The organism is Variovorax paradoxus (assembly GCF_029919115.1).
In the GTDB taxonomy this organism is placed as follows: Bacteria; Pseudomonadota; Gammaproteobacteria; order Burkholderiales; family Burkholderiaceae_C; genus Variovorax; species Variovorax paradoxus_O.
Window position 1 is genome coordinate 1,599,671 of record NZ_CP123990.1, and the last position, 21,029, is coordinate 1,620,699.

The following is a 21,029-nucleotide window of genomic DNA, read 5'->3' on the forward strand; positions in this document are numbered from 1 at the left end:
CAGAGGCAGGCCAGGGTTGTTCGCGGGCGCTATGCTTGCGCAATGATGAAGCTGCATAACTACTTCCGCTCCTCGTCGTCCTTCCGGGTGCGCATTGCGCTCAACCTGAAAGGCCTGGACTACGACTACGTGCCGGTGCACATTGCCCGCGGCGACCATCGCACGGGCCCCTATTCGGCCATTTCGGCCGACATGCTGGTGCCGCTGCTCGAAGACGAGGGCGAGCGCTTCTCGCAGTCGATGGCCATCATCGAATACCTGGACGAGACCTACCCCGAGCCGCCGCTGCTGCCGCACGACCCGGTCGGCCGGGCGCACGTGCGGGCGCTGGCCCAGTCGATTGCCTGCGAGATCCACCCGCTGAACAACCTGCGCGTGCTCAAGTACCTGGTGAAGGAGCTCAAGCTCGACGACGAGGCCAAGAACACCTGGTACCGCCACTGGGTTCGCGACGGCATGCTGGCCTTCGAGCGGCAGCTTGCGCAGCACCCCGGCAGCACCTTCTGCTACGGCAACACGCCCACGCTGGCCGACTGCTGCCTGGTGCCGCAGATCTTCAACGGCAGGCGCTTCGACTGCGACTTCAGCGGGCTGCCGCGCACCATGGGCGCCTTCGAGGCGTGCATGGCGCTGGACGCGTTCCAGCGCGCCCAGCCTTCGCAGGCGCCCGACGCGGAAGCCTGAGCGGCATGGACGCCGGCATGGACCCGCGCTGGCTTGTGCCCGACTGGCCGGCGCCGCAGAACGTGCGGGCGCTGTGCACCACGCGCTCAGGCGGCGTATCGGCCGGGCGCTATGAAAGCCTGAATCTCGGCGACCACGTGGGCGACGAGCCCGCGCATGTCGCTGCCAACCGCACCCGCCTGCGGCAGGCCATCGGCGTGCGGCCCGTCTTCTTGCAGCAGGTGCATGGGAGTGAGCTTGTGGCACTCGAGGGCGCCGGCAGTGCCTTGCCGGATGGCGCCGCCGCCGATGCCTGCACCACAGCCGAGAGCGGCCTCGCCTGCACGATCATGGTGGCCGATTGCCTGCCCGTGCTTTTCACCGATGCCGCAGGCCGCCGCGTGGCCGCCGCGCATGCGGGTTGGCGCGGGCTTGCGGGCGGGGTGCTCGAAGCGGCAGCGGGGCGTTTTGCCCCGGAGCAGGGCAAGGTGCTGGCATGGCTCGGCCCCTGCATCGGGCCGAAAGCCTTCGAGGTGGGGGCCGAGGTCAAGTCGGCGTTCGAGGCGCACGCACCGGATGCAGCCGGCTGTTTCAAGCCCGCTGCAACTGACGGCAAATGGCTGGCCGACCTGCCGGCGCTTGCACGCCAGCGCCTTCGCGCGGCCGGCGTAGAGGCTGTCTACGGCAACGATAGCAGCGACGGCTGGTGCACCGTCGGCAACCCGTCACGGTTCTTTTCGCACCGGCGGGACGGCATCAGCGGGCGCTTCGCCGCGCTGGTCTGGAAGGCCTGATTCCTTGTTTGCTTCCGCGCCGGTTGCGGCTTTGGCGGCAGCCGCCCGGCGTGCCTCTTCCTGCGCCTCGGCCTCGCGCTGCCTGATCGCGCGGCGGCGGCCCGGGGTTCCCATCAGGTAAACCACCAAGGCCACGGGCGCCAATCCGTACAAAAGAAATGTGAAGATGGCACCCAGCACGGTGCCCGTGGTGCTGGTGGCTTCGGCCACGGCCATCATCACGGCAACGTAGAGCCAGCCGATCACGATCAGGTGGATGAACACAACAAGTTTCAGTCGGTAAGTAGGTGGGCGGCGTTATGAAGGCCTTGTGAAATGCAGCATACTCAAAACACGAGCAGCCATCCGTACCGACTCAGGCGAGGACCAGGAGACACCATGAAGCAACAAGCCACGGGGGCCGATGCGTTCGCGCCCTTCCAGCAGGCACTGTCAGAGGGATGGAACAAGGCGCTGGAATCGTTCCAGCAATCCGCCGCGCAGGGGGCCTCTGCCTTCGTCGGCGGCACGCCGCTGTGGCAAATGCCGCAGACGGCCAAGATGCCCGAGCTGCCCAAGATCTCCATCGACCCCGAAAAGCTTCAATCGATCCAGCAGCAATATGTTGCCGAGGCGACCGAGCTCTGGCGCCAGGGCTTTGCCGCCAAGCCCGAGGGCGACAAGCGCTTTGCGTCCGACGCCTGGGGCGGCAATCCGCTCGCTGCCTTCTCGGCGGCCGTGTACCTGCTCAATGGCCGCACCATGCTGAACATGGCCGACGCCATCGACGCCGACGAGAAAACCAAGGCCCGCCTGCGCTTTGCCGTGGAGCAGTGGATGGCGGCCTCGTCGCCGAGCAATTCGCTGGCGCTGAACGCCGAGGCGCAGAAAAAAGCCATCGAAACCCAGGGCGAGAGCATTGCCAAGGGCATTCAGAACCTGCTGCACGACATCAAGCAGGGCCACCTCAGCATGACCGACGAAAGCGCCTTCGAAGTGGGGCGCAACGTGGCCACCACCGAAGGCGCGGTGGTGTTCGAGAACGAGCTGTTCCAGCTGCTCGAATACAAGCCGCTCACGGCCAAGGTGTACGAGCGGCCCTTCTTGCTGGTGCCGCCCTGCATCAACAAGTTCTACATACTCGACCTGCAGCCCGAGAACTCGCTGATCCGCTATGCGAACGAGCAGGGCCACCGCGTGTTCGTGGTCAGCTGGCGCAACCCCGACGAATCGTTGGCCAACGCCACCTGGGACGACTACATCGAGAACGCCGCAATCAAGGCGATTCACACGGTGCAGGAGATCAGCGGCCCCACCAACAAGTCGGGGCAGATCAATGCGCTCGGCTTCTGCGTGGGCGGCACCATCCTGAGCACCGCGCTGGCCGTGCTTGCGGCACGCGGCGAAAAGCCGGCGGCCTCGGTCACGCTGCTCACCACGTTCCTCGACTTCAGCGACACCGGCATTCTCGACATCTTCGTCGACGAGCCGATGGTGCAGTACCGCGAAATGCAGCTCGGCAAGGGCGGGCTGCTGCCGGGCGGCGACCTGGCCTCGACCTTCAGCTTTTTGCGCCCCAACGACCTGGTGTGGAACTACGTGGTCGGCAACTACCTGAAGGGCGAAACGCCGCCCCCGTTCGACCTGCTTTACTGGAACAGCGACGCCACCAACCTGCCGGGCCCGTTCTACACCTGGTACCTGCGCAACACCTACCACGAGAACAAGCTCGCCAAGCCCAATGCGCTCACGGTGTGCGGCCAGAAGGTCGATCTGGGCAAGATCGATGTGCCGGTGTACATCTACGGCTCGCGCGAAGACCACATCGTGCCGATTGGCGGGGCCTATGCATCGACGCAGCTGCTGCCGGGCAAGAAGCGCTTCGTCATGGGCGCATCGGGCCACATTGCAGGCGTGATCAACCCGCCCGCCAAGAAAAAGCGCAGCCACTGGATTCGCGAGGACGGCAAATTCCCGAAGACGCAGGCCGAATGGCTGGCCGGCGCCACCGAGCACCCCGGCAGCTGGTGGACCGACTGGGCCCAGTGGCTCAAGGGCCATGCGGGCAAGCAGGTTCCCGCGCCGAAGACGTACGGCAACGGCAAGACGTACAAGGCCATCGAGCCGGCGCCGGGGCGCTACGTCAAGGCCCGCGCCTGACGCAGCCCAAAGCAACAGCCGACAGCCGCACGCACAATCCCACGCACCCGCTTCATTCAAATCACTTCAACGGAGAACCTCATGGAAGACATCGTCATCGTTTCGGCTGCACGCACGGCGGTCGGCAAGTTCGGCGGCTCGCTCGCCGGCATTGCGGCCACGGAACTGGGCGCCCTCGTGATCAAGGAAGTGATTGCACGCGCGAACCTCACGGCCGAGCAGGTCGGCGAGGCCATCATGGGCCAGGTACTGGCAGCCGGCGCGGGCCAGAACCCCGCGCGGCAGGCATGGCTCAAGAGCGGCGGCGCCAAGGAAACCCCGGCGCTCACCATCAACGCGGTGTGCGGCTCGGGCCTGAAGGCCGTGATGCTCGCAGCGCAGGCCGTGGCCACCGGCGACAGCGAAATCGTGATTGCCGGCGGGCAAGAGAACATGAGCATGGCGCCGCACGTGCTGCCCAACTCGCGCAACGGCCAGCGCATGGGCGACTGGAAAATGGTCGACACGATGATCGTCGACGGCCTGTGGGACGTATACAACCAGTACCACATGGGCATCACGGCCGAGAACGTGGCCAAGAAGTTCGGCATCGACCGCTCGGCGCAAGATGAACTCGCCCTCGGCAGCCAGACCAAGGCTGCGGCTGCGCAAGATGCCGGCAAGTTCAAGGACGAGATCGTGCCGGTGAGCATTCCGCAGAAGAAGGGCGACCCGCTCGTCTTCGACAAGGACGAGTTCATCAACCGCAAGACCAGCGCCGAAGGCCTGGCGGGCCTGCGCCCCGCGTTCGACAAGGCCGGCGGCGTGACCGCGGGCAATGCCTCGGGCCTGAACGACGGCGCTGCCGCGGTGATGGTGATGACGGCCAAGAAGGCCGCCGCCCTGGGCCTGAAGCCGCTGGGCCGCATCGCAAGCTATGCTACCGCCGGCCTCGACCCGGCCATCATGGGCATGGGCCCGGTGCCCGCGTCGACCAAGGCGCTGCAGCGTGCCGGCTGGAAGGCGGCCGATCTCGACCTGCTCGAGATCAACGAGGCCTTTGCCGCTCAGGCCTGCGCGGTGAACAAGGAAATGGGCTGGGACGTGAACAAGGTGAACGTGAACGGCGGCGCCATTGCCATCGGTCACCCCATCGGTGCGTCGGGCTGCCGCATTCTTGTGACGTTGCTGCACGAAATGCAGCGGCAGAACGCCAAGAAGGGCATTGCGTCGCTGTGCATCGGCGGCGGCATGGGTGTGGCGCTGACTATCGAGCGCTGAGTTTTCCTTGGGGCGCCTCGATCGAGAGGCGCCTTTTTTTTTGCGCTGCCTGTCGTTCAGGGCGGCGCACCCGCCGACGGGGTACCTTTCTCCGCGAATGTCCCCCGGCCTTCGGCCTCCTCCTTTATTTCGCTGCGCAAGGCACCCCGCCAGCGGGTGCGTTGGGCGGAGCCGTGGTTGATCAAATAAAGGAGGAGGGGCGCAGCCCCGGGGGACATTCGCGGAGGGGAGTACCCGGTGGCCTTTGCACCCGCCCTGAAGCCCCGGGGGACATTCGCGGAGGGGAGTACCCGGTGGCCTTTGCACACGCCCTGAACAGCAGCCCTGGACAGCAGACGCCACCTTGTTCACCGCTCAAATTTTCAGCAAACTGTGTATTCCCCTTTTAAAACAACAACTTAAATCGCGTTTACAAGGAAGCACATCAGTTATCCCCAAAGTTGTCCACGGAAAATGGGGACGGCATCGGGTTCTTCACAATCCGCTCGCAAGTCCTTGTTTTATCGGCCCGCGGAGCCGGAATTCAGTCAAACAGCAGCCTGCTCCCCCGCATAGTGCCGGCACAGCGTTTCGACCAGCGCCTGTGCATAGATCGGCAACGCCGACCGGTCTCGCACCAGCAGGTACCGCTCCCGCACACACCACGCATCGCTCAGGTCGATCAGTGCGAGCTGCATGCTCTCCTGATTGCGCCGTGCAGCCGACTCGGGCACCACGCCAATGCCCACGCCGCTGCCGATCATCCGGCACATCGCGTCGAAGCTGCCTAGCTGGATGCGCAGTTTCTGCCGCTTGCCGAGGTTGTCGGTAATCTGCGCCAAAAAAGTCTGCAACGTGCTGCCTTGCTGCATGCCGATCGCGTCTTCGTCCAGCGTCTCGGCAAATGAAATCTTTCGGCGCTTTGCGAAGCGGTGCTTGCGCGAGGTAACGAGCACCAGCCGGTCGGTGCTGAAGTGGATGGCTTCGAGCCCCAGTGTGTCGACGCGGCCGGCCACGATGCCGATGTCGGCGCGGCCGTCGAGCACACCGCGCGGGATCTGAGCATTCGGTTTTTCCTGAAGGTCGACGTTAATGCGGGGGTTGCGCGCAAGAAAGCCGGGCAGTATTTCGGGCAGGAAATCCGTCACCGCCGTGGTGTTGGCGAATACGCGCAAATGGCCGCGCAGGCCGCCGCCGTATTCGAGCAGGTCGGCGCGCAGTTGCTCGGTCTGGTGGAGTACCAGGCGGGCGTGATGCAAGAAGGCTTCGCCCGGAGGTAGCAGTCGCACGCCGCGTGCCTCGCGCTGCAGCAATTGCAGGCCCGCCTGCGTTTCGAGCGCCTTGATGCGCGCACTGGCCGCCGCAAGCGACAGGTGCTGCCGCTCGGCGGCCCGCGTGAGGTTGCCGAGTTCGGCCGTGGCAACGAAAAGGCGCAGGTCGGTCAGGTCGAAGAGCATGGGCCATCGTAACCAAGCCTTCGGAATTTCGGAAGGCTGGGTTCCGAAATCGCAGATTGCGCGCAGGGGTAGGGCGGAACACCATGCGGCCATGGAGACAAAGACATGAGATTTCGCGCACTGGCCCTTCTTTCGTTCGCCGCCGCATTGATTGCTGCAGGCCCCGCAACCGCGCAGCCGTATCCTTCGCGCCCGGTTACCCTCATAGTGCCCCAGGCCGCGGGCGGCACCAACGACATCGTGGGTCGCCTTGTGGGCCAGAAGATCGGCGAGGTGATGAACGCCAGCGTGGTGGTCGACAACCGTCCGGGCGCGGGCGGCAACATCGGCACGCAGCTCGTCGCCAAGGGCCCGAAGGACGGCTACACGCTGCTCATGACCATCAGCAGCAGCCAGGCCATCAACCCCGCGCTCTACAAGAACGCGGGCTTCGACCCGGTGAAAGACTTCAAGCCCGTGGGCCTGATTGGCGCGGTGCCCAATGTGCTGCTGGTCAACCCTTCTTTTCCCCCCAAGGATTTCAACGAGTTCCTGAAGCTTGCGCGGGAGAAGGGCGCAAATTACCAGTACGCCTCGGCCGGCAACGGCACGCTCAACCACCTGCTTGGCGAAATGCTCAACAGCATGGCCGGCATCTCCCTGCAGCACGTGCCGTACAAGGGCGTGGCTCCCGCGCTGAACGACGTGCTCGGCGGGCAACTGCCCATTGTTTTTGCCAGCCTGCCTTCAGCGCTTTCGCACATCAAGGCCGGCAAGCTGCGCGCGCTGGCGGTGAGCGGCGACAAGCGCTCGCCGGTACTGCCCGACGTGCCCACCATCGGCGAGGCGGTGCCGGGCTACAACGGCACGCTGTGGATCGGCCTGTTCGCGCCCGCGGGCGTTCCGCCTGACGTGCTCGCCACGCTGCAAGATGCCACGCGCAAGGCGCTGGCCGCAAAGGACCTGCGCGACAAGCTCGACCAGCAGGGCGTCGAGATTGCGGCACCCACCACGCCGGAGCAATTCTCGAAGCTGCTGCAGGACGACCTCGCCAAGTGGGCGCGCATCGTCAAGGCATCGGGCGCCGCCGTGGATTGATGGACTGACAAGAAAAAGAACCATGAACAATCACGCGCCGGAAAATTCCTCTCCACTGATCGGCGGCGACACACTCGCAAAGCTCCAGTCATGGCAGGGCCGCAGCGAAATGCTCGCCGACGACATCACCGCCGCACCCGTGCGCGCTCTCTCGGCCACGCTGGACCGCGACGACCCGCTGCCCGCCGCCGGCACGCGCCTGCCCGAGCTCTGGCACTGGCTCTACTTCTTGCCTCACCATCGCCAATCCGAAATCGGCGAAGACGGCCATGCGAAGCGCGGCGGTTTCCTGCCGCCCGTGCCGCTACCGCGCCGCATGTGGGCCGGCGGACGGCTGGTGTGGGAGAAGGGCAATCCGCTGCAAGTCGGCGACACGGTCGAGCGCACTTCGACCATCGCTTCGGTCACCCACAAGGCAGGCCGCACCGGCGAACTGGTGTTCGTGCTCGTGCGCCATGAAGTGCGCAACGCGCATGGCCTGGCGCTCACCGAAGAGCACGACATCGTCTATCGCGCCGCGGCCGCGGCCGACGAGAAAACCCCGCCGCCCACGCCGGCGCCGAAAGACGCCGCCTTCAGCCGCGAGATCGTTCCCGACGACGTGCTGCTGTTCCGCTACTCGGCACTCACCTTCAACGGCCACCGCATTCACTACGACCGCCGCTACGTGACGCAGGTCGAGGGCTATCCGGGCCTGATCGTGCATGGCCCGCTCATTGCCACGCTGCTGGTCGACCTGCTGCGCCGCAACGTGCCGGGCGCGCAACTCGCACGCTTCGAATTCCGCGCCGTGCGGCCGACCTTCGACATCGCGCCGTTCCGCGTGCACGGCAAGCCGGCCGAAGGCAGCACCGACAGCAAGACTTTCAGCCTGTGGGGCGAAGACGCCGACGGCTGGCTCACTATGCAGGCCACGGCCGTGCTCGCATGAACACAGGGAGAACAAGCGCATGACAAGACCCCTCGACGGCATTACCGTGGTTTCGCTCGAGCACGCGATTGCCGCACCGTTCTGCACACGGCAACTGGCCGACCTCGGCGCCCGCGTCATCAAGGTGGAGCGGCCCGGCGTCGGTGACTTTGCGCGCGCCTACGACGCCCGCGTGGGGGGCGAGGCGTCGCACTTCGTGTGGGTGAACCGCTCGAAGGAAAGCCTCACGCTCGACCTCAAGCAGCCCGCCGCTCTGGCCGTTCTGCAAGAACTGGTGGCCGGGGCCGACGTGCTGGTGCAGAACCTCGCGCCCGGTGCCGCCGCCCGCATGGGACTGGGCGCCGAAGCGCTGCAGGCGAAGCATCCGCGGCTCATCGTGTGCGACATCTCGGGTTACGGCGAAGACGGCCCCTACCGCGACAAGAAGGCCTACGACCTCTTGATACAGAGCGAAGCGGGCTTCCTGTCAGTCACGGGCACCCCGGACGATCCGTGCAAGTCCGGCAACTCCATCGCCGATATTGCAGCGGGCATGTATGCGTACACCGGCATCCTCGCGGCGCTGCTGCAGCGTGGCAAGACCGGCAAGGGCTCGCACATCGACGTGTCCATGCTCGAGTCGCTCGCCGAGTGGATGGGCTACCCGATGTACTACGCCTACGAGGGCGCGCCACCCCCGCCGCGCAGCGCCGCATCGCACGCCACCATCTACCCCTACGGTCCGTTTCCCGCGGGCGACGGCGGCACGGTGATGCTGGGCCTGCAGAACGAGCGCGAATGGCGCGCGTTCTGCGAGAAGGTGCTGCTGCAGGCGGAGCTTGCCACCGATGCGCGCTTCGACAGCAACGCCCGGCGCAACGAGAACCGCGAAGCGCTGCGCACCATCATCGTGGAGACCTTCGCCGCGCTCGGCACCGCGCAGGTGCTCGAGCGCCTCGATGCCGCGCAGATTGCCAACGCACGCATGAACGACATGGCGGGGCTCTGGGCGCATCCGCAATTGCAGGCGCGCGACCGCTGGCGGCAGGTGGGTTCGCCGGCCGGGGACATTCCGGCGCTGTTGCCCGCAGGCCGCCAGAGCGCGTTCGACTACCGCATGGACCCGGTGCCCGCCGTGGGCGAGCACACCGAGGCCATTCTGCGCAGCCTAGGGCGGGGCAATGCCGACATTGCGGCTTTGCGAGAGGCAGGGGCGGTGTGAGCCCGATGGATGCAGCTTCGCCGCTGGCCTTGGCACGTACGTTCCTGTTCGTGCCTGCTGACCGCCCCGAGCGCCATGCGCGTGCGCTGGCCAGCGGCGCGGGCGGCGTGATCGTCGACCTGGAAGACGCCGTGGCGCCCGATCGAAAGGCGGAGGCGCGCGCGCTGCTGAAGGCTTCTTTCTCTGCCTTGAGCGTGGCGCAGCGCCAGCGCCTGCTGGTGCGCATCAACGCCAGTGGTACGCCATGGCACGACAACGACCGGGCCGAGGTGGGCGAGCTCGTCGCTCAAGGCCTGATTGCCGGCGTGATGCTGCCGAAGGCCGAGCGTGCTGCCGACCTGCAGCAACTCGGTGTAGTTATCGGACCGAACGGCCTGATCGTGCCGTTGATCGAATCGGCCGCGGGCCTGGAAGCCGCGCGCGAACTCGCGGCGGCACCGCAGGTGCTGCGGCTCGCCTTCGGCAATCTCGATTTCCAGGCCGACCTGGGGCTTGCCTGCGATGCGGACGAAGCCGAGCTGGTGCCCGTGCGCCTGGCACTGGTGCTCGCCTCGCGCCGCGCCGGGCTTGCGGCGCCCATCGACGGCGTCACCCCCGATTGGCGCGACATGGCGCGGCTTGCCAACGACGCGGCCCGCGCACGGCGCGGCGGCTTCGGCGCCAAGCTTTGCATTCACCCGGACCAGGTCGCGCCCGTGCATGCCGCGCTCGGCCCAAGCACGGGCGAACTCGCATGGGCGCGCCGAGTGATGGATGCGACCCGAGCCGCGGGCGGCGGTGTCGTCAGCCTCGACGGACGCATGGTCGACGCACCGGTGGTGCGCCTCGCAGAACGCCTGCTGGCACTCGAATCGCAAGCTCCGCCCTGAAGGCGGCGGGGCTTCGGACATTCCAAACCAACAACCTCAAGGAGACAACGAAGTGAAAGCAACAAGGAACTGGAAGATGCGGGCCGTGCTCGCGGTGTGCACGGGCGCCTGCCTCATGGCGGTTCAAGCACCAGCCACCGCGCAGGCCCCCTGGCCCGACAAGCCCATCACCATGGTCGTGCCGTATTCGGCCGGCGGCCCCACCGACGTGGTGGCGCGCATGCTGGCCATTCCCATGGGCAAGTCGCTCGGGCAGACCGTCATCGTCGAGAACACGGTGGGTGCGGGCGGCACCATCGCGCCCGGGCGCGTGGCCAAGGCGGCGCCCAACGGCTACACCATCCTGATCCATCACATGGGCATGGCCACCGCGCCGGCGCTCTACAAGAAGCTCAGCTACGACCCGCTGAAAGACTTCGAATACGTCGGCCAGGTGATGGACGTGCCGATGACGCTGCTTTCACGCAAGGATTTTCCGGCCAACAACTTCCAGGAACTGCTGGGCTATGTGAAGGCAAACAAGGACAAGGTCACGCTCGCCAACGCCGGCGTTGGTGCGGTGTCGCAGCTGTGCGGCATGCTTCTGGCGCATCAGATCGGCGTGCAGCTCACCACCGTGCCTTACAAAGGCGCCGGCCCCGCGCTCAACGACCTCATGGGCGGGCAGGTCGACCTGCTGTGCGACCAGACCACGCAGACCGCGCCGGTCATCAAGGACGGCAATCGCGTGAAGGTGTTCGGCGTGACCACGCCCAAGCGGCTGTCGAGCATGCCCAACATCCCGACGCTCGACGAGCAGGGGCTCAAGGGCTTCGACGTGAAGGTGTGGCACGGCATCTACGCGCCCAAGGGCACGCCGCCGGCGGTGATGCAAAAGCTCAACACGGCGCTGCGGGCGGCGCTGCAGGACGACATGGTCAAGCATCGCTTCGCCGAACTGAGCACCGAGGCCGTGCCGATGGACAAGGTCACGCCCGAAGCCCTGCGCACCCACCTCGCGGCCGAGACCGAGAAGTGGGGCAAGGTGATTCGCGCAGCGGGCGTGCAGGCGGACTGAGCCTTGCCGCGGCCTGCCGGGCGGCGGCTTACGCCAGGTTGAAAGGCAGCTGGCGCAGCGGCTTGCCCGTCAGCCGCGCCAGGGCGTTGGCGAACGCCGGCGCCAGCGGCGGCAGGCCCGGCTCGCCGATGCCGGTGGGCGCGTCGGCGCTCGGCACCACGTGCACCTCGAACTCCGGCATGTGGGTGATGCGGGCCACGGCAAAGTCGCCGAAGTTGCTTTGCTGCACTTCACCGTCCTTCAGCGTGATGGCGCCGCCCGGCAGGCACATCGACAGGCCCATGACCGCGGCACCCTGCACCTGCGCCTCCACGCTGCGCGGATTGACGGCGAGGTTGCAGTGCACGCCGGCGGTGGCGCGGTGCAGAACCGGCTGGCCGTCTTTCACCGAAGCTTCCACCACATAGGCCACCACCGACTGGAAGGACTCGTGCACCGCCACGCCCCAGGCGCGGCCCTGTGCCAGCTGCTTGTTGCCGTAGCCGCTCTTGTCGACCGCCATTTGCAGCGCGGCGCGATGGCGCGGGTGCTTGTCTCCGAAGAGCTGCATGCGATAGGCCACCGGGTCCTGCTTTGTGCTGTGCGCGATCTCGTCGATGAGCGTTTCCATCACGAAGGCGGTGTGCGTGGAACCCACGCTGCGCCACCACAGCACCGGCACGTTGACCTTGGGATGGTGCACGGTCAGGCGCATCGGCAGCGGGTACGGTTCGCGCATGCCCTCTGTGGCTGACGCGTCGATGCCGTCCTTGACCTGGAACGACTCGAACACCGTTCCCGTGAGGATCGACTGGCCCACGATGACGTGGTCCCACGCCAGCACCTTGCCGCGCTCGTTGAAGCCGATGCGTGCGCGGTGCAGGTGCATGGGGCGGTAGTAGCCGCCCTTGATGTCGTCCTCGCGGCTCCACAGCAGGCGCACCGGCGCGGTCAGGCCCGCGGTGCGCGCGGCCTTGGCGATCTGGCAGGCCTCGACCACGTAGTCGCTCGAGCCCACGAAGCGACGGCCGAAGCCGCCGCCCGCCATTTGCACATGCACGCTCACCTGCTCGGGCTTGAGGCCCAGCACACGTGCCGCCGCGGCGGCGTCCAGCCCGGCGCTCTGCGTGCCGACCCAGAGCTCGGCGCGGTCGGCCGACAGCTTCACGGTGCAGTTCAGCGGCTCCATGGGCGCATGGGCCAGGTAGGGGAACACGAACTCGGCTTCGAGCTGTTTGGGCGCCTTGGCCAGCGGTGCCATGTCGGCATCGAACTTGCGCGGGCCGGGCTTGGCGGCCAGTTCGCGATATTGCGCCAATTGCTTTTCGCTGTCGACCTTTTCGACGGCGGAGGTGTCCCACTGCAGCTTCAGCGCATCGCGGCCCATCTTGGCCGGCCAGTAGCCGTCGGCCACCACCGCCACGCCTTCGGCGCCGCGATCGAGCGGCACGCGCAGCACGACCTTCACGCCCTTGACTGCGCGCGCAGCGCTGTCGTCCACCGACTTCAGCCGCGCGCCGAACACCGGCGGATGGGCCACCACCGCGGTGAGTTGCCCGGGCTGCTTGACGTCGATGCCGAAGTCTTGCCGGCCACTGCTCTTGGCGCGTGCGTCCAGCCGCGTGGTGGGCCGGCCGATGATGCGGAAGTCCTTCGGGTCTTTGAGCGTGACCTTCTCGGGCACCGGCAATGCCATGGCGGCTTCGGCCAGTTCGCCGTAGCCCAGCTTGCGTCCGCCCGGGCCCAGCACAGTGCCGGCCTGTGTGCGCAGCGTGGCCACGTCCACATTCCACCTTGCGGCTGCGGCCGACAGCAGCATGGCCCGTGCACGGGCGCCAAGCTCGCGGTATTGCGTGAAGCTGTTCTTGATGGAGTTGGAGCCGCCGGTCAGGTGCATGCCGAACACGGGGTCGTGGTAGGCCGCATCGTTGGTGCCGCTCTTGCTGCGCACCAGGCTCCAGTCGGCATCGAGCTCTTCGGCCAGGATCATCGGCAGGCCCGTCTGCACGCCTTGGCCAAATTCAAGCCGGTTGTGGGTGACCGTGACTTCGCCGTTGCGGGCAATCTGCACGAAGGCAAGCGGCTGCTGCGTGGGCTTGAGTCCGCCGGCCGCTTTGGCCGCACCGTCGGCCTGCGCCATGGCCATGTGCGGAAACGCGCCAATCGCCAAACCGCCCACGCCAGCCAGCTTCAGGAAGCTGCGGCGGGGCAGGGCGGCGGCGTCGTCGGGCTGGCTTGCGGCCAGCAGGCGTTGCAGGGCGCGCGGGAGTTCGCTCGGATCGATATGGGTGGGCAACATGTAGCGTGCTCCTTCAGGCCAGGGTCTTGGCGGCATCGGCCACCGCGGCCCGGATGCGGGCATAGGTGCCGCAGCGGCAGATGTTGCCGGCCATGGCCGAATCGATCTCGTCCGCGCTGGGCTGCTTGCCGGGCGGCAGCGATTTGATGAACGCCGTGGCGCTCATGATCTGCCCGCTCTGGCAGTAGCCGCACTGCGCCACGTCGTGCTTCACCCATGCGGCATGCACGGCCGCGCCGACCCGGTCGCTGCCGTCGGTGGCGGCTTCGATGGTGACGATCTTCTTGCCTTCGGCCGCCGAGATGGGCGTGATGCACGAGCGGATGGCCTGGCCGTCCAGGTGCACGGTGCAGGCACCGCACAGCGCGGCGCCGCAGCCGAACTTGGTGCCGGTCATGCCCAGCGTGTCGCGCAGGGCCCAGAGGATGGGGGTGCCGGGATCGGCGTCGACCGTGTGTTCACGGCCATTGACGTGGAGCGCGCTCATGTTCTGTTCTCCGCAGGGTGGGGTGTGATGGTTTCTTGTGACTACTTGGCGCCGTCGAGCAGCCATTGCGCGAGCAGCTGTGCGTCAGCGTCGGGAACCTGTGCTTGCGGGGGCATCGGCATCGAACCCCACTTTCCGGAACTGCCGGCCTTGATGCTGGCGGCCAGCTGCGCGGCCGTTCCCTTGCCGTCGCCGTACCTTGCGCCAATGTCTTTCCAGGAGGGGCCCACGACCTTGGTGGCCGGCTGATGGCACGCAACGCACGAATACTTCTGGGCCAGCGCCTGGCTGGCTGAAGCTGGTGCGGGGCAGGCAATCCCGGCGGCGATGCATGGCAGCGCCACGAGGGAGGCGAGCACCCCGCGCGAAACGGCGGCGGTGCGGCCGGCGCCGCGATGCGGTCTCTGGTTTTCGGTCATTTCTTTCAGCCCCTTCTTTTTGGGTCGCTCATCGTGCGATGCGCGACTGTAGAGACCGGGGTCTGAAAGAAATAGTGGCCAATGCAGCATGCCTTTTGAAGCTGTGCTTCAAGATAAGGCGCACGCCTCGCCGGCTATGGTGTGTAGCGTTCGGAGGAATCGAGGCTGTCGCTGTTGAACCCGCCCACTTCCAGCACGCTGCCGTCGTTCAGCAAGACGGCCGAGGCTGCGCTGCGTCCGGTGAACATGGGCGCGGCCGTGGTCCACACATTCGCATCGGGGTTGTAGATCTCGGCCGTCGTCAGTCGAACACCGCCGCCGCCGGTGCCCCCGGCGAGCAAGACGCGCCCATCTGCGAGGGTGGTCATGGTGGGCAGCGAGCGCGTCCTGCTGAAGATGCTCGTCGTCCAGCTCGAGGTGTCAGGATGAAAGCGCAAGGCAGTATTGCTGCCGTCAGACATGGCCAGCACGCTGCCGTCGTCGAGCAACACGGAGGTATAGACGTTGCCATTCGGAACTGTGCCCGGCAGCACCGTGGTACTGCCGCTGCCGTTGACAGGAAACAGTTCGGCAGTGTTCACGAACCCGGTTCTGCTGACCCCGCCGATCAACAGCACGGCGTTGCCGCCCGGCAGCAGCTGCGCAGCGTGCTGGCCACGCGCACTCGCCAGTTGCGTGGCCATTGCAGTCCAGGTGCCGAGCGCGGGGTCGTACATTTCGGCCGTCTGGGAGAACGTAAAACTGCCGCCTCTGTCGTAGCCGCCGATGACCAGGACCTTGCCGTTCGGGAGCAGCGTGGCCGTTTGCCGGGTGCGGGCCTCGGCCATGCTGGCGGTCGCGGTCCAGGTGTTGGCGGCCGGATCGTAGATCTCGGCGCTGGCCAGGGTTGCAAAGCCATTCGTATCGCCTCCGGCAACCAGCACGCGGCCATTCGGCAGCACCGTTGCCGACGGATCGGAGCGCGCGGACAACATCGGTGCTGCGGGCGACCAGCTTTCGGTTGCAGGGTCGTAGATCACCACTGAATTGGTGACGCTGCCACTTGCGAACCCGCCGATGACCAGCACCTTGCCGTTGAACAGCCGCACCATCGCAAAATAGTGCCGCGCGAGCGGAACCGCGCTCAGCGTTGTCCAGCTCCCGCGCCCCGTGACGGTGATCCGGATTTGCGTTTGCGCCGAGCCCACGCTGTTGCTTGCGGTAATGGTGTACGTCGCTTGCCGCTGGAGCGCGGTCGGCGTGCCGGTGATTGCGCCGGTCAGCGTGTTCAGGCTCAGGCCCGCGGGCAGCGCCGGCGCAACAGAGAACGCGGAGGCCGCGCCGCCGGTAACTTGCGGCGTGTTGGGAACGATGGGTTCGCTCGTCACGTACAGCGCGTCGGGCGTGGCATAGCTCACGCTGGCGGGCGCCACCAGTGCCGGGTTGACGGCGAGCCGCAGCGTGACCACGGCCGACCCGGCCGCGTTGCTGCCGGTAACGATGTAGTCGGCCTCGGCGGCCGGCGCGGTGGGTGTTCCGCTGATGACGCCCGATTGCGCATCGAACAGCAGTCCGGCGGGGAGCGCCGGTGCGACGGCGTAGCCGGTGATCGGACCGCCGCTGCTGCTGGGTGCATTGGGCGCAATGGTCTCACCCACGGTGTAGACCGCAGACACGACGCGGTAGGTCAGCCCGGCGGGCGCGGCTGGCGTGCTGCGCACTTCGATCTCCACGCGGGCCGTTGTGTTGCCGCCGGCGTTCTCTGCGGTAACCACATACACGGCGGCCGGTGCGACCGCGGTGGGTGTTCCGCTGATGACGCCCGTGGCGGGGTCAAGGGCCAAGCCGGCAGGCAGCGGCGGTGCGACCGAATAGCGCTCGACGGTGCCGCCGCTTGCGCTGGGGCGGTTCGGCACGATCGGCTGGCCCACTTCGTAGACGGCCGAAGTCATCGCGTAGCTCAATCCGGCGGGCGGCTGCGGGCCGGCAGGAACACCGCCGACAAAGCCTATGCCGCCCCCCGAGCCGCCGCCGCATCCGGACAGCAGCGCAACTACGCCCAGGAGCAGGGCAAGGAAGCAGGAGGCAAGGGATCGCGGGCGGGCAGACGGCACGCGCGCGGCTGGAAGGACAAATGAAGATGTCATGTGGCCGTGAATCCGAGAGCAAGGTGGTTACCTGGAGCGCTTCGGGCCGCCGCTTGAACCCGGCAATGCCGCAGGACCGCTCCGCACAGAGGCCATCTCCCAGTTCCCGGGTGCGAATGCATGAAGGATCGCAGCGGGGTGGCCTTTTTTTACGAATTTAACATTTGGCAGCGCACTGAGTCACGCGATTTGCAGCGCGGCCTGTTTGTCTTGCGCCGCCCGTAGAAACATTAATTACATCTCGTCGCACTGGGGTGTATCCGATCGAAATTCCTTGCCGGTAGTGGCCCGAACTGCGTGCGAGTGGCCTTGCTGATTGGGGCTTGCACCGCCGATCCGGCGCGGAGCAAGCCGCCTCAAACGAGGTACCCGATGGGGTATGTCACGACTTAGTACGTCTGTTTACATTGGCCGTGCGGACCGGGTCCGGGTCATCAGGGATAACTTTTCCAACACCTGCCTGGATGCGGTCGCAAAGAACTTAAGCATTAAGGAAGAGGTTGTGGACAAGACTATTCGCACATTCTGGAACCCGTCGATCGGCACACCTGATCGGGCCGATCTCCCCCTGCACGCCATCGCCCTGTCCGTGCTGCTGCTCGGTGCGGCCCTGGCCCTGCCCGCAGGCGCCGCCGGCGGCAGCGGCGGCCAGCCCACGAGCGACACCTCCCTGCGGGGGCCTATGAGTACCGGCTGCATGCGGCCGATGCCTCGGGGGCGGGGGAGAACTGGTATTTGAGGTCCACCACTACCGTTGTTCCTCCGGGCGACGGCGGTTCCACACCCGCGGACGGCGGCGGTGCTGCGGCACCGGGTGGCGAGGGCCTTGCCGCCCCTGGCCCCGTGCCCGGCCTGGTCGTGCCCACCTACCGCGCCGAGGCCTCGCTGTACGCGGCGCTGCCGAGCCAACTGCGCCAGGGAAACCTCGCAATGATCGGCGACCTGCACAAGCGCATCGGCGACGACGATGCAAAGGTGTCCGACGCAACTCAGGCAAGCCCGGCCGCCCCGGAGCGCCGCGCCTGGGCTCGAGTGCTCTCTACCGACATCGACATCCGCCAGGGCAGCGGCACCGTCTCGCCGTCGAGCAAGGGCCGCCTGAGCGGTTTCCAGGCCGGCACCGACTTGATGGCCACGGCCAACTGGCGTGCCGGCCTCTACGTGGGCCAGCTCGACGGCGACGCACGCGTCAGCGGCTTTGCGAGCGGCCTGCAGAACCAGCAAGTCGGCCGCAACGACTTGCGCAGCCAGTACTTCGGCATCTATGGCACGTACACCGGTGACGGCGGCTTCTATGCCGATGCGGTGGTGCAGTCGGGCCGTCACCGCTATACGGTGGAGCCGGCGTTGGGCCCAAGCGTCGAAGGCAAGGGTCGCAGCTTGCTGGGGTCCCTTGAAGTGGGGCAGGCCTTCCCGCTGGGCACCAGCGGATGGAGCGTCGAGCCGCAACTGCAGCTGGTGCATCAGCAGCTCGACCTGGACAACTCGGCCATCCCCGGCGCAATCGTTCAGCCGGACGCAGACAGCGGCTGGATCGTGCGCGCCGGCGTGCGGGTGAAGGGCACGGTTGCCACCGGCCTGGGCACGCTGCAGCCGTACGGGCGCTTCAATGTCTACAGGAGTTCGGGCGGCGCGGACATCGCGCGCTTCGTCAACGGCGCAACCCGCACCGACATTGCGACGCCCACCGGCGGCACAAGCACCGAGCTCGCGGGCGGCTTCACCCTGGCACTGGGCAGCAGGACGAGCGTGTACGGCGAAGTGGGCAAGCTGTGGGCCTCGGGTGGCGATGCGCGGGTGAAGAGCGCAATCAACGCATCGGTGGGCGTGCGCATGAAGTGGTAACGCGCGGGAGGGGAGGCACCGCTGCGCGCGCTCGAGCGGATTCCTGAATCCGATTGCGCCAGCAACGCGACGCGGTGTCTACCTACAACAAAGCCTGCATGAAGGAGCGACGTTCGACCTGCAGGCGGGCGACAGCACGCCTGGCATCCAACATCGACATTGATTGGGGCCCGGCAAATGCCCGCTACGAACAAGCTCACGCAACTACTCCGCCTTTGCAAGGAGGCGGCCATGGCCTGGGTCGACGACTTCGCACCCAGCATGGGCGCGGCGATTTCGTACTACACCATGTTCTCGCTGGCGCCGTTGCTCGTGATCGTCATTGCAGTGGCGGGCGCACTCTTCGGCACCGAGGCCGTGCAGGGCCAGATTGCCGCACAACTGTCGGGATTGATCGGGCAGGAGGGTGCGGTGGCGGTGCAGGCCCTGGTGAAGAGCGCCAACGAACCGTCTCGCGGATTGATTGCCGGAACCATCAGCGTGGTGGTGCTGATCGTTGGCGCCACCACCGTGTTTGCAGAACTGCAAAGTGCGCTCGACCGCATCTGGCATGTGCCCGAGCGCGCGAAGCCCAGCGGCGTGTGGGGCATTCTGCGTGCCCGGGTGCTGTCGTTCGGCCTCATTCTCGGACTCGCCTTTTTGCTGATGGTGTCGCTGGTCGTCAGCGCGGTGCTGGCTGCGATGGGCGGCTGGAGCAGCGGGCTCTTTCCGGGATGGGAGGTTTTGCTGCAGCTTCTCAATGCGTTGGTCACGCTGGGCATTCTCACGCTGCTGTTTGCAATGATCTTCAAGTTCATGCCAAGCACCCCTATTGCATGGCCCGACGTGTGGATTGGTGCGGCGGTCACCGCCGTTCTCTTCGAGATAGGCAAGGTGCTGATCGGCCTGTACCTCGGAAAAAGCAGCGTCAGCGAATCTTTTGCAGCGGCCGGCTCGCTGGTCGTCTTGCTGGCTTGGGTGTACTACGCCGCGCAGATCTTTCTCTTGGGCGCGGAGTTCACCAAGGTCTACGCCAACGCCCATGGCTCGGTGGCTGCAAGCAAGGCGCAGGCTGCGACCGAAGCCGCGGCAGCGCAGGCAAAGTCGGGCACCGACAGTGCTGCGGCGAAACCGCATGGCAATGGCAGCGAAGAAATCGAGGCCGTCGAACAGATCGAAGATGCCCGGCGAAAGCTGGAGGCGCGCACGCGCAAGGCCACTGCCAAGCTGATCCAACAGGCGGTCGGCCTGTTTGCAATCAGCGTGACGACCACGCTGCTCGCGCGCAGGCGCAAGCAGCGCCGCCGCCGCGCGGCGCAACTGCAGAGGGAAATCCGCCGCACCGGGCACGGCCAAGGCCGGTGAGGCGGCCCTGGCGCCCGCAGCCCTCCTCAGTTGGCGCGCGTCAGGCCGAAGAACGAATCGAGTATGTGGAAGTGATCGTCATGGAACTGGTCTTCCATGCCGGCCAGCTTTGCAATGGGCACCCATTCGGCGGATGACGCGTCGTCGCCGGCCGTCAGTTCGGGCGGGCGGCGCGGGCCCAGGTCGAACCAGTGCGCGTGGGTAATGACGCGGCCCTTCTGGCTGCGGTCCGGGTTGTCGAACACCTGCACCGCCTTGAATGCGCTTTGAATGTCGCTGTCGAGCAGGCGCAAGCCGGTTTCCTCGTCGAGCTCGCGCAGGGCCGACTGCCAAACCGTTTCTCGCGGCTCGAGATAGCCGCCCGGCACCGCCAGCATGCCCTTGCCTGGCGAGCGGCCGCGCCGGATCAGCAGCACCTGGTCGCCGCACTGAACCACGGTGTCGACCGTGACGAAGATGACAGGGTAGGGCGTGCCCGCCCACATGGCCTTGTCCTGGCGCAGGCTCTCCCATTCCTGCACCAGCGCGGCATAGTGCGGCAGCTTCGCCCAGGCGCTCAGGAACTGCAGCGTGCTTGCGGGCGCCTGGTTCACCAATGCAGCCAGGGCCGGCTCCAGCGATGCATCGGCCGCCGCTCCAAAGTACGCGTCGCGCAAGGCGCTGGCATGAATGTCGCCCTGCAGACCGGTGTCGTCGAGCGTCCATTGCGGAAAGTCGCGCAGGTACACGCTGGTCGCGTCCTTCAGGTGGCCCACCAGCACCACCGATGGTTGGCCGGGATACATCTGCGCCACGCCCTGCTTCACGGCGGCCACCCAGCGTGCCTGGTCGTAGTAGTCGCGCACGGGCAAGAACTTCACCCGCTCCCGGTCTGCTTGCGGCAGGGCGAGGCGAATCATTTCCGCGCGCTCTTCCCACGTGAAAGGATTGCGCGGCGTGCGGGCCTGAAAAGACGAGCCCAACACCACGACGCACTCGGGCGCCGCGGCCAGCGCGCGCCGCAGCAGCGCCAGCTGCGCGTTGTGGAAGATCTGGAACCGCCCGATGTAGACGGCGATGTCGTGGGCCTGGGGTGTGGCTGGAAGTTGGTTTGTCATTGGGTT

General features: G+C 66.7%; 17 protein-coding genes and 1 pseudogene. 11 read left to right on the plus strand and 7 right to left on the minus strand.

Translation table 11 applies throughout. The features are described 5' to 3' along the window. Positions 1 to 45: 45 nt before the first annotated feature. Together maiA and pgeF are read left to right on the plus strand one after the other, a co-directional pair. Entirely contained in the window at positions 46 to 684 is a 639-nt protein-coding gene (maiA, locus tag QHG62_RS07900; protein WP_281151532.1) for a maleylacetoacetate isomerase, read from the plus strand. 5 nt (positions 685 to 689) lie between these two features. Continuing rightward, complete coding sequence (gene pgeF / locus QHG62_RS07905; RefSeq protein WP_281150353.1) at positions 690 to 1,457, plus strand: peptidoglycan editing factor PgeF; 768 nt, start codon at positions 690 to 692, stop codon at positions 1,455 to 1,457. Here the strand turns inward: pgeF and QHG62_RS07910 are convergent. Beyond that, the gene (locus QHG62_RS07910) at positions 1,389 to 1,721 is read right to left on the minus strand and encodes a hypothetical protein (protein ID WP_281150354.1); all 333 of its coding nucleotides are present in this window, start codon (positions 1,719 to 1,721) and stop codon (positions 1,389 to 1,391) included. The two genes, pgeF and QHG62_RS07910, sit on opposite strands and share 69 nt — an antisense overlap. Positions 1,722 to 1,835: 114 nt before the next feature. Between QHG62_RS07910 and phaC the strand changes: the two genes are divergently transcribed. Then, positions 1,836 to 3,596: a class I poly(R)-hydroxyalkanoic acid synthase gene (gene phaC, locus QHG62_RS07915; RefSeq protein ID WP_281150355.1), complete on the plus strand. Its 1,761-nt coding sequence runs from the start codon at positions 1,836 to 1,838 to the stop codon at positions 3,594 to 3,596. 81 nt (positions 3,597 to 3,677) lie between these two features. Continuing rightward, positions 3,678 to 4,856, plus strand: coding sequence for an acetyl-CoA C-acetyltransferase (locus QHG62_RS07920; RefSeq protein WP_157613354.1), 1,179 nt, complete (start codon positions 3,678 to 3,680; stop codon positions 4,854 to 4,856). A gap of 527 nt (positions 4,857 to 5,383) precedes the next feature. Here QHG62_RS07920 and QHG62_RS07925 read toward each other — a convergent pair. After that, positions 5,384 to 6,292 (minus strand): LysR family transcriptional regulator, encoded by a 909-nt coding sequence (locus QHG62_RS07925; RefSeq protein ID WP_281150356.1) that lies wholly within the window; start codon positions 6,290 to 6,292, stop codon positions 5,384 to 5,386. Positions 6,293 to 6,397: 105 nt separating this feature from the next. Here QHG62_RS07925 and QHG62_RS07930 point away from each other — a divergent pair, with 105 nt between their 5' ends. The 5 genes from QHG62_RS07930 to QHG62_RS07950 all read left to right on the plus strand — a co-directional run bounded on the left by QHG62_RS07930 (position 6,398) and on the right by QHG62_RS07950 (position 11,427). Next, the gene (locus QHG62_RS07930; RefSeq protein ID WP_281150357.1) at positions 6,398 to 7,369 is read left to right on the plus strand and encodes a tripartite tricarboxylate transporter substrate binding protein; all 972 of its coding nucleotides are present in this window, start codon (positions 6,398 to 6,400) and stop codon (positions 7,367 to 7,369) included. A gap of 22 nt (positions 7,370 to 7,391) precedes the next feature. Then, complete coding sequence (locus tag QHG62_RS07935; protein WP_281150358.1) at positions 7,392 to 8,300, plus strand: FAS1-like dehydratase domain-containing protein; 909 nt, start codon at positions 7,392 to 7,394, stop codon at positions 8,298 to 8,300. 19 nt (positions 8,301 to 8,319) lie between these two features. Beyond that, a complete protein-coding gene (locus QHG62_RS07940; RefSeq protein ID WP_281150359.1) occupies positions 8,320 to 9,501 on the plus strand; it encodes a CaiB/BaiF CoA transferase family protein in 1,182 nt (393 codons plus the stop codon). Between the two features lie 5 nt (positions 9,502 to 9,506). After that, a complete protein-coding gene (locus QHG62_RS07945) occupies positions 9,507 to 10,370 on the plus strand; it encodes an HpcH/HpaI aldolase/citrate lyase family protein (RefSeq protein WP_281150360.1) in 864 nt (287 codons plus the stop codon). 115 nt (positions 10,371 to 10,485) lie between these two features. Next, positions 10,486 to 11,427 (plus strand): tripartite tricarboxylate transporter substrate-binding protein, encoded by a 942-nt coding sequence (locus tag QHG62_RS07950; protein WP_432445606.1) that lies wholly within the window; start codon positions 10,486 to 10,488, stop codon positions 11,425 to 11,427. Positions 11,428 to 11,455: 28 nt separating this feature from the next. On the opposite strand, the gene QHG62_RS07955 is transcribed toward QHG62_RS07950, so the two are convergent. The 4 genes from QHG62_RS07955 to QHG62_RS07970 all read right to left on the minus strand — a co-directional run bounded on the left by QHG62_RS07955 (position 11,456) and on the right by QHG62_RS07970 (position 16,737). Further along, complete coding sequence (locus QHG62_RS07955; protein ID WP_281150362.1) at positions 11,456 to 13,705, minus strand: xanthine dehydrogenase family protein molybdopterin-binding subunit; 2,250 nt, start codon at positions 13,703 to 13,705, stop codon at positions 11,456 to 11,458. A gap of 13 nt (positions 13,706 to 13,718) precedes the next feature. Beyond that, positions 13,719 to 14,192 (minus strand): (2Fe-2S)-binding protein, encoded by a 474-nt coding sequence (locus tag QHG62_RS07960; RefSeq protein ID WP_281150363.1) that lies wholly within the window; start codon positions 14,190 to 14,192, stop codon positions 13,719 to 13,721. 41 nt (positions 14,193 to 14,233) lie between these two features. After that, the gene (locus QHG62_RS27695) at positions 14,234 to 14,611 is read right to left on the minus strand and encodes a c-type cytochrome (protein ID WP_348638685.1); all 378 of its coding nucleotides are present in this window, start codon (positions 14,609 to 14,611) and stop codon (positions 14,234 to 14,236) included. A gap of 134 nt (positions 14,612 to 14,745) precedes the next feature. Further along, positions 14,746 to 16,737, minus strand: a complete 1,992-nt coding sequence (locus QHG62_RS07970) for a Kelch repeat-containing protein (protein WP_281150364.1) — start codon at positions 16,735 to 16,737, stop codon at positions 14,746 to 14,748. Between the two features lie 663 nt (positions 16,738 to 17,400). On the opposite strand from QHG62_RS07970, the pseudogene QHG62_RS07975 reads away from it, so the two are divergent. Together QHG62_RS07975 and QHG62_RS07980 are read left to right on the plus strand one after the other, a co-directional pair. After that, positions 17,401 to 18,582, plus strand: a pseudogene (locus tag QHG62_RS07975) (autotransporter outer membrane beta-barrel domain-containing protein); the annotation flags it as partial. Positions 18,583 to 18,813: 231 nt separating this feature from the next. Then, the gene (locus QHG62_RS07980) at positions 18,814 to 19,926 is read left to right on the plus strand and encodes a YihY/virulence factor BrkB family protein (RefSeq protein ID WP_281150365.1); all 1,113 of its coding nucleotides are present in this window, start codon (positions 18,814 to 18,816) and stop codon (positions 19,924 to 19,926) included. 26 nt (positions 19,927 to 19,952) lie between these two features. Here the strand turns inward: QHG62_RS07980 and QHG62_RS07985 are convergent, their stop codons facing one another. Continuing rightward, positions 19,953 to 21,023, minus strand: coding sequence for an NUDIX domain-containing protein (locus QHG62_RS07985; protein ID WP_281150366.1), 1,071 nt, complete (start codon positions 21,021 to 21,023; stop codon positions 19,953 to 19,955). Positions 21,024 to 21,029: the final 6 nt, after the last annotated feature.